General features: G+C 54.8%; 1 protein-coding gene. It reads right to left on the bottom strand.

Features of this window, described 5'->3' with window-relative positions; genetic code table 11:
- Positions 1–51: 51 nt before the first annotated feature.
- Entirely contained in the window at positions 52–762 is a 711-nt protein-coding gene (locus ACR0AD_RS21135; protein WP_480489521.1) for an IS6 family transposase, read from the bottom strand.
- Positions 763–810: the final 48 nt, after the last annotated feature.

Below are 810 nucleotides of genomic sequence, written 5' to 3'. Positions count from 1 at the left end.
GGTATTGCCAAGTTGTTGGCGGCAGATTGTGCTTCATTGGCGGAGGCTGGGTCACGCCACCATTTCATCGGTGTAGCCGGCCCATAGGCTGAATGCATCGGAACGGGCGTGGCGATATGAAGTTGCGGTGAGTTGATAACGGCGGGGGCGGAAGATCAGGTTGATCTGGTCATGCGCGGACAAAAACCTCTGAGCCTGCCGGTGAGATTTGAACCGGCCCAATATTTTTTCTCTTTTGCGAGTTGGGCGGTGCGAGACTTCGATCGTGTTGTTTCGGCCTTTGTGGGCCCGGTGGTCCGCGTTCGGGGCCAGTGATTTGATCGGTTTGATGTAGCTACGCAACTTGTCCGAGATGACGACTCTCGGTTCGCCAAACCGGCCAGTCAATCTTTGGAAAAACCGCTTTGCTGCTTTTGCATTCCTGCGCGATTGCACGAGAATATCAAGAACGTCTCCATTGGCTTCGATCGCACGCCACAGCCAGTGTTTCTTGCCGCGGATCATGATCACAACTTCGTCCATGTGCCACTTGTCGTTCGGTTGAGGTCGATCCCGCCGGATGCAGTCCGCGAAATGTCGACCAAAACGATTGACCCACAACCGGACCGTTTCCCGGCTGACAATCACACCCCGCACAGCCAACAAATCTTCAACATCAGCAGTGCTCAGTGCGAAGCGTTGGTACGCCCAGATTGCCCAAGCAATGATCTCACGAGAAAAGCGGAACCCCTTCAGGCGCGGCATGTTGGTCGGAATGTTCATGACCCGCTGATAACCCGGTCAAGTCAGGTGAACAACTTGGCAATACCC

It is taken from the genome of Ruegeria sp. BH8, assembly GCF_056538065.1.
This window is presented reverse-complemented; position numbering and strand designations above follow the sequence as displayed.

Bases quoted from the DNA above. Each gene is read 5' to 3' on its own strand.
- ACR0AD_RS21135 (WP_480489521.1), bottom strand. From the start codon at position 762: ATGAACATTCCGACCAACATGCCGCGCCTGAAGGGGTTCCGCTTTTCT.